Genomic DNA, 7854 nt, shown 5'->3' with positions numbered 1-7854 from the left:
CGGTGCCCGGAGACGGGCACGCCGGGTTCGGGAGGCGGCTCGGGGAAACCCACTGGTGGAGACACCAGCAGGGCGCCCCGAGTCGACCTCACCGATGCCTCGCCAGGCCTTCAGCTTGTTGATGAGGCGCTCGACGGTGTTGCGCTCCTTGTAGAGGTCCGCGTCGTGGCTGACGGGCCGGCCGCCCTTGCTGCCCTTCTTCTTCCGGTTGGCGGCCTGGTCCTTCTTCTCCGGGATGACCGCCTTGATGTGGCGCTTGCGCAGGTGGGCGCGGTTGCCGCGGGACGAGTAGGCCTTGTCCCCGGCAACCGCGTCGGGCCGGGTGCGGGGACGGCCGACCGGCCCGCGGACCCGGATTTTCTTCAGCACGGGGATGAGCTGCGGGCTGTCGGCGGCCTGTCCCTCGGTCAGGACGAACACCAGCGGGCGGCACTTCCGGTCACCGGCGGTATGGATCTTGCTGGTCTGCCCTCCCCTGGATCGTCCGAGCAGGGCGGCTTTCAGCCGGAGCTTGCGCCGACGCCGGATACGTCGCCGTTCTTCCCGTTCCGGGTCGTTTCCAATGTCCTGCCCGTCTTGTCCTTCCGGGCTGCCCCCTTTTGCCGGGCCTTCTCCGCCTCGTCGGCGGCTTTCTCCAGGGCGTCCATGGTGTCGGGGTCCAGGTGCATCCCGGCGGCGTCGTGGTGAGCCCGCACGGCGGTGGAGTCCACGCTGACCAGGGACAAGTCCACCTTGCCCCGCTTCGCGGCTTCCGCGATCAGCCCCTCCAGCAAAGCTTCGAAGACGCCGGCGTCCCGCCAGACCCGGAAACGACCGTAGACGGTCGGCCAGGGACCGAACTCGGAGGGCATCTCCCGCCACTGAGCGCCGGAGCGGAACCGCCAGATCACTCCCTCGAACTGATCCCGCAGCCTCTCGGGGTACGGGCCGTACCTGCCGATCGGCAGGTACGGCTCGATGAACTTCCACTGGCTATCAGTGAGTTGCCTACGCGTCACACACAGCGTCCTACCGGATTCCGCCTTCGGGTGAGCACGAAACTGCAATGTTGATCACAACATCACACAGGCCCTAGTCGTCGTCCTCGTCGTCCTCGGACTCGGCTGTCCACCACAGGTCAATCCGATAGGTTTCCAGTGTCTCGTGGTGGGCCGCGAAGACGGCCTCCGAGTTCAGTTGGCCTTCCGGTGTGACCAGTTGGGCGTGCAGGCTGCTCTGCTGGTCTTCCGCGGCCTGGCGCCCCTTCCAGGAGACGCGTCCTTCGTAGACTCCCGGGCGCGGCAGGTCGAAGCATCCGGCGATCTCGGGCGAGAAGGCGCGGATGACCACACACCCTGTGGGCGTGTCCAGTTCCACCTCGCGTTCGCCCTCGGCTCCCCAACCGCTGTCGGCCGGTACCGGGCCGTCCCACACCCGGACCACGACCTCGGCGGGGGAGGTTCCTTGAAGGCTGTGGATGTAGATCTGCGTACCGGTCCTACCGACCACATCCCGTCGGCTCTGGACGAGGGCTTCGTCGCTCGGAACGGTGGCGTCGGAGTCGTACACGACGATCTTGCCGTTGTCGGGCCAGGTTTCGGTGCGGAACTCGAAGAGGACGGACACCACTTTCTCCTTGCTACTCCAGTCGGCGTTCGGCTACGGGACGATCTTCACGTAGAAGGGGTCGCCGTCCAAGAGCCGGTTGACGGAGTAGACCTCTCCGATCATGTTGCCGCCCTTGCCGTTGTCGTCGCCGTCTATGAGGCGCGCGGAGTAGCGCCTGTCTCCCTTGTTGGCGCCTTCCTTGGTGGAGGCGAAGGGGTACTCGTCGCACTCCAGGCCGGACTTCGTGTAGTCGCCCCAGATGTCGTCGCAGGTCTTGATGGCGGCGGCACGATTCTTCTTCTGCTCTTCCCGGTCGACGAGGCGGTGCAGCGGCTCCTTGGCCCCGGGAATGGTCTTGGCCGCGAAGGAAGGGAAGGTGCGTTCGGGGTTGTTCTGGGCATCCGCTATGTGCCGTGCGCTCTCCCGGACGGCGGGGTCGGAGAGCTTCATGACGAGCTCGACCCGGGCGGCGGTGAAGACGGTTCCCTTGTGCTTGCCTGCGGTGGGGCCGGCGTAGTCGAAGCGGACGTCTGAGTGCGCGGCGTCCGTGTCCTGATATCCCTTCGAGGGTGCGCTGGGTGACTTGACGTTCATCGACATGGTCACGGTGGTGTTGACGATCTGCTGGTTCCCCTGGTCGAACAGCGGGCCTTTGTCGGGTGAGGTGTAGGTGAGCGACCAGGTCGGGTTCGAGTTCCATGCGCCGAGGAGATCATTGCGGCGCTGCGTGCCGGGGGCGGTGACGGGGCCGCCAAGGTAGGTGAACTCTTGGTTGATAGACCAGGTCTTTGCGTCCTCGCCGTTGAAGGTCTGGACGATGATGTCCTCTACGCTGGCGACGTAGTCGACCTTCCGCTGTCCGTCGTAGGCGAAGCCGATGAGCCAGGCTTCGAACTGGAGGCGTCCGATGGTCTCGGTGCCGTCCTCCCTGCGCAGGACCACGTCGTAGTGGCGGTGTACGCAGGTCTCGAAGCGGTTCTTGACCCAGCCCGCCGGCGAGTCCGCTTCGGGGTGTTTGGCGCATTCCTGCTTGAGGTCGGGGTCGTCGGCGGACAGGACGGCGGCCTCGTGTCGGGGGGTGTCGCCGGAGTCGTGGCCTTGCTGTGCGGCGACGTACTCGGAGAAGGGGACGGGCGGGCCGAGCCGTGCGAGTTCCTCCGCGGACACGGTGGAGGTGGGAACGAAGCCGGTGGCCTGGGTGCCGTGAGCGGCGGCCGGGCTGGCGGCGATGGTGCCGGCGGCGAGCAGGACGGCGCAGACGCCGGTTCCTGCGGCTCGTAGGAACCGACGGATGGGTCGGATATTCACGGAGCGGACTCCTGACGTGAGGGGTGACTGATCGGGACTTTGGGCAACACAACGCGATCCGGGACGAGGCCTCCGCTGGTCACCGCGGGCACGCCGGACCCCAGCAGGCGTCGACGAGTTCGCCCGTGGCCTGGGTGTAAGCCACAGCGAGACCTTCGCCACGGGAGCCGGCCTGCTGCCGGCCGCCGGTGGGCGCATCGGAGGTGATCACCCACAACGGGGTGTCGGCGTCCCACCGCGCGGCCGCGCGACGCCCACTGGAGTCGTCGGCAACGGTTCCCGCGCTCACTCGCAGCGAGTCCACCGGAACGCCGAACTCGGCGGCGGTGCGCAGCTTGAGGTCGCCGATGTTCACGTCGACGGTCAGCGCCGGGGGCATGCCGTCGCCCTTGCGTCGCAGCGTCGTGGTGGGCTGGTCGGCGTTGCACTGTTTGGCGGTTCGCAGGCAGTCGGCGAGGCCGGGCACCGCGGTCACGCAGGCGTCAGGGGTGTTCTGCAGGCAGGTGTGGAGCGCGTCCTGGTCGACGCCGTTGAACACCGTCGGCCTGTCGAGCGCAGGAGACGCCAGGCTGCGTGCCGCGAGCGGGGCGATGGGAGCGGGCGCCGCCAGTGGTTTGCCGACGCTCCAGGAAACCGTTCCGGCCGGAAACGGCGGAGGCTGCGCGTTGGTCCTCTGCTGGGCGGTGAAGCAGTACGGCGCGGCGTAAGGGGTGCCGCTGGGGCTGGGTTCGCCGCACTTGCCGAGTCCGAGCTGGATGGCGGTGTTGGCGGGAGCGAAGCGGCCCCAGATCTTGTTCTCGTCCATCCATTGGGCGCGGTCTTCGAAGACCGGGACGTCGACGTGCTCGGGGTGGTTGACCTCCAGGCCGACATCGATCCGGTTGCCCTCGGAGGCGCGGGAGACGGGCTTCTGCCCAGTGGTTGTGCCGACCGAGTTGAAGTCGTAGAACACCTCCCACTGGTCGCCGTTGTCCTGGCGCTGGAGGAGGTAGCTGTGGTTCCTGCCGTCCGCCAGGTTCGGGCCAGCGCCGACGTTGATGGCCGTCTCCCGGCCGCCGCCCTGGTCGAGCACCTCCTCCCAGTGCGGTGCATAACTGGCGCTCTGGACGCCGGTCTTCTGCGCGTACAGGCCTATTCGCACCGTGGCGAACGAGGAGATGTCCGGGGTGACGGTCAGATAGTTCGCTGCTCCGACCATGATGTTGGGGTTGCTGCTGGAGTCAAAGGTGATGGGCAGGTTGCGCCAGGTGGCGAATGCGCCGCGGATCGGCTGGCCGGCGTTGGCGCAGAGCATCGCCCACTGGGTGATCCTCGCGCTGTACATCCCGGTGCAGTCCCGCGTCGGTGCCTGCGCCGACGCGGTGGGCGCTGCCGACAGTACGGTCGCGACGGCGCCGGCCCATATTCCGGCGGTCGTCAAGGCGCGCCTGGTTCGTGTCATGGGTCCCCTCCAAAGTCCTGAGACAGTGAAACGGACACTATCGGTCATGTCATCGTCAAGTATGGGTATATCGATCGCGATGATGGCTTTCCAGCCAGAGGCCGGCAGACGAAGCACGTGATCGCTCAACATCGCTGCGCAGCGGCGTGGTAAGCACGTATACGTTCAATGAACCCGCAGCCGGGAACGGGTCCGCAGGTGCCCCGGTCTGGTCGGCCCATGTCGCTTGAGCGGGGGCGCTGCCGACTCGGTGGCCGGTTCCCACAGGCCGTCTCGGTGTGTTCACCCTGATCAGGTCTGGCCTGATCGCGACCCAGAAGGCACGGGCCTGAGCACTGGTTGTGTCCTCTGTGACAGAGGGCCAGCGGTCGCGACCCAGACGGCGGCCGCCGCGGAGCGGTAGTTGGTGGCCAGCTGCACATAGCGGACCACACTGCCGTCCTTGTTCCGGCGCTGGATCTACCGCACGTACATGCCCGCAGAATGCCGCATCTACCGAGCTCACAGCAGCCGAAGACCGAGATTGCACATGTCCGCCCATCAAGGCGCTCTAGATGTACTGACCACGGAGGTTGGTGACAGGAGTCACGGCCAGGCAATCTTGAAATGAGTGAGGGCCTTCTGGCTCGGTGTGGATTGCGACATCTACCCGGCGACCAGAAAGGCCCGTACGGCGCGGACGGCCAGCTCGTCGAGCAGACCTATCCCGGCGGCATCGTCCGCAAGGACACCTTCAACGCCGTCGGCGAAGCCACCAGCCGCAGCTACACCCGTGGTTCCGACAACACGGTGGTCTGGGCCCAGACCACCGACATCTCCACCCAGGGCCAGGTGGCCAAGGACACCAGCTCCACCGCCACCCGCTCCTACCAGTACGACCGGCTCGGCCGGCTGGTGAAGGCCGAGCAGACCACGGTCGCCAGCGGCTGCGTCACCCGGCAGTACGCCTTCGACGCCCACTCCAACCGCCTGTCCAAGCAGACCTCCCCGCGTGGGGCGGCCGGCGAGTGCAGCACGGCCGGGGCCACGGCGGAGAACCACACCTACGACAGCGCCGACCGGCTCACCGACGCAGGCTTCGTCTACGACGCCTCCGGCCGGACCGTGAAGACCGCCACCGGCGCGACCAATACCTACTGGGCCAACGACCACGTCGCCGCCCAGGAGAAGGGGGACACCAAGCAGGAGTGGGCCGTGGACGCCGCCCACCGCCTGACCGCGTTCACCACCAGCAAGAAGCAGGCCGACGGCACCTGGGCCAACTCCTCGTCGAAGCTGAACCACTACGGCGACGACTCGGACCACGTCCGCTGGACCGTCGAGGACACCACGCAGGGCAACCTGACCCGCAACATCTCGGGTCCGGACGCCGACCTGGTCGCCACCACCAGCAAGACCGGTGACGTCCAGCTCCAGTTCACCAACCTGTTCGGCTCGGTGGTCGTCACCACGGACACCGCGCTGACCAAGCCGGTGGTGCTGGACTTCGACGAGTTCGGCATCCCGCAGGACGGCCAGGCCGCCGTGCGGTACGGCTGGCTGGGCGGCAAGGAGCGCTCCGCCGAGGCCCAGGACGGCGACATCCTCATGGGTGCCCGCCTCTACAGCCCGGCGCTCGGCCGGTTCCTGCAGGTCGACCCCGTACCGGGCGGCAACGCCGGTCCGTACGACTACTGCACCGGCGACCCGGTCAACTGCACCGACCTCGACGGCACCGAACGCATCACCCGCGCCGTCCTGGACGACATCGACCTCGACCACCTCGCCGAAGAACAGCACCGCCCCCACACCCCCACGCGCACCACCGCCCGACGATGACGGCCATGGTCTACGCACCGCCCGTCACCCCCGGCTGCCAGCGCATACGGCCCCTGCCCCACGAAACCACCGCCTCCTACCTCACCCGCCTGGCACACGCCTACCGGCAGAACCTGCCCCAGCTCCTCGACGCCCTCGCCATCGCCGTCGACGCGCAAGGCAAACGCCTCGCCACCGTGCCCGGCGCCGAACTCCACCCCAACCGCGCCGCCCAGGTACGCATCGCCGCCCTCGCCCGAATCCCGCACCCCCACCTCGCCCGCGCCCTGCCCCGATGGGAACCCGTCGCCAGCACCCGCCCGGCCCGGCCCGGCAGCGGCCACGAACTGCCCCACATCACCTGGCAACGCACCGCACACCCCCGGCAGCCACCCACCGCCGCCTGCCCCGCCTGCGTCCTGCACCACACCCACGGCGCCACCCTCACCGCCTGGGCCTACACCCCCGACCACCAACGCCTGTGCACCCGCCACCACACCTGGCCCACCACAGGCGAACACGGCCCCATCCTCAACGTCACCGCGCTACCCGAACTCCGGCACGCACAACACGCCCACCAACGCCTGCAACGCCGCCAAAGCGCGGACCTCGCCTGGACCTGGGCCCAGACCATCACCACCCGCTGGTACGACCACCAACAACACGCCGCCCCACGGTGGCAGCAACGCGCCACCGCCCTGGCAAGAGCGAACCCCGAGCCGGGACCCACCCGCAGCTCATGGGCGCTCCTCGCCCGGGACGCTGTCACCTACCCCGAAACCGTCACCCTCGCCCGCGCCCTCCACCACCACCGCGCCCTCCTCATTCCCGACGACCACAACGGCCCCCGCCGCCACACCCACCCCACCATCACCACGTTCCTCCACCACACCGCCACCCAACTCGGCCTCCCCCGCCTCAACCCGTCCGACGACGATCCCCTGTGGACATGGATCCACCACCACACCCAAAAGCCCAGCACGCCGTCACCCCGCCGTACAGCCTTCCGGACAACACACGCCAACGCCGGCGACACCACCGCGAACTGAGAACGACCTACGGGGCTCTCACCACACCCGCAACACCCGAAGAATGCCTCGAAGAAACAGCAACTCCCTCACCACACCCGCGAAACCACCAGCCCAGAACCCCACCGACTTCTCCGCCAGCAACACCAACAACCCGCCAGAGCCAACCCGCCCAACCCCTCGCCGACATGAGAAGCCGTTGTCGTACCGATCATGGTGGACATCGGTTCGAGTGCGGCCACACGGCTGAGTGATCTTTCCTCAGGGCGCGCATGAAGGCAGGGCCTCCTGCCCAGCTCGGGATTGTCGAAGTCCGAACAAGCCGGCCAGGAGGCCCTGTGTCGCAGTCTTGCGCTCCTATGCCCATGTCGTCCAACTCGGTTACCCGGTCGTGTGATTGTCTCGCTCACCGGTTCGGGAATGCGGGTGACCGGCCGGACCGTGTGCGCCGCTACGACTCCGATATGACGGACTTGGAGTGGGCCATCATGAGGGACGCGCTGCCCGTCCCGTCGTGGCTGGAGGGGCGGGGCGGGCAGCCGGAGGGCTACTGCCACCGACAGATGTTGGACGCCGTCCGATACCTGGTGGACAACGGCCAATGCCGTTGCTTGAACTAGTGAAGCATCGCCGGGCTGAGGGTGATGACCTTCTCTCCAACTCGCCGGGTTCCTCGTCTGACCTGCTCCTTCT

The 7854-nt window shown here is 67.7% G+C and carries 5 protein-coding genes and 1 pseudogene; 2 read left to right on the top strand and 4 right to left on the bottom strand.

Annotated elements, in window-relative coordinates; all coding sequences use genetic code 11:
- Positions 1-93: 93 nt before the first annotated feature.
- The 4 genes and pseudogenes from ACH4E7_RS44965 to ACH4E7_RS44950 form a co-directional block, all read right to left on the bottom strand.
- Positions 94-998, bottom strand: a pseudogene (locus tag ACH4E7_RS44965) (transposase); the annotation flags it as partial.
- A 73-nt stretch (positions 999-1071) separates the two neighbouring features.
- Positions 1072-1605, bottom strand: a complete 534-nt coding sequence (locus tag ACH4E7_RS44960) for a hypothetical protein (protein ID WP_396255023.1) — start codon at positions 1603-1605, stop codon at positions 1072-1074.
- 33 nt (positions 1606-1638) lie between these two features.
- Complete coding sequence (locus ACH4E7_RS44955) at positions 1639-2895, bottom strand: NucA/NucB deoxyribonuclease domain-containing protein (RefSeq protein WP_396255022.1); 1257 nt, start codon at positions 2893-2895, stop codon at positions 1639-1641.
- Positions 2896-2974: 79 nt separating this feature from the next.
- The gene (locus tag ACH4E7_RS44950; RefSeq protein WP_396255021.1) at positions 2975-4336 is read right to left on the bottom strand and encodes a hypothetical protein; all 1362 of its coding nucleotides are present in this window, start codon (positions 4334-4336) and stop codon (positions 2975-2977) included.
- Positions 4337-4972: 636 nt separating this feature from the next.
- Between ACH4E7_RS44950 and ACH4E7_RS44945 the strand changes: the two genes are divergently transcribed.
- Together ACH4E7_RS44945 and ACH4E7_RS44940 are read left to right on the top strand one after the other, a co-directional pair.
- Positions 4973-6154 carry an RHS repeat-associated core domain-containing protein gene (locus ACH4E7_RS44945; RefSeq protein ID WP_396255020.1) on the top strand — a complete coding sequence of 394 codons (1182 nt, stop codon included), beginning with the start codon at positions 4973-4975 and terminating at the stop codon, positions 6152-6154.
- Positions 6155-6159: 5 nt separating this feature from the next.
- A complete protein-coding gene (locus ACH4E7_RS44940) occupies positions 6160-7182 on the top strand; it encodes a TniQ family protein (protein ID WP_396255019.1) in 1023 nt (340 codons plus the stop codon).
- The last annotated feature ends 672 nt before the right edge of the window (positions 7183-7854 follow it).

The sequence above is a fragment of the Kitasatospora sp. NPDC018058 genome, assembly GCF_044327205.1.
In the GTDB taxonomy this organism is placed as follows: Bacteria; Actinomycetota; Actinomycetes; order Streptomycetales; family Streptomycetaceae; genus Kitasatospora.
The sequence above is the reverse complement of the archived record's forward strand: the minus strand, read 5'-3'. Positions and strand labels throughout refer to the sequence as shown.

What these genes read in the sequence shown, in the direction of transcription:
- ACH4E7_RS44950 (WP_396255021.1), bottom strand. Translation starts at nt 4,336, where the DNA reads ATGACACGAACCAGGCGCGCCTTGACGACCGCCGGAATATGGGCCGGC.
- ACH4E7_RS44940 (WP_396255019.1), top strand. Translation starts at nt 6,160, where the DNA reads ATGGTCTACGCACCGCCCGTCACCCCCGGCTGCCAGCGCATACGGCCC.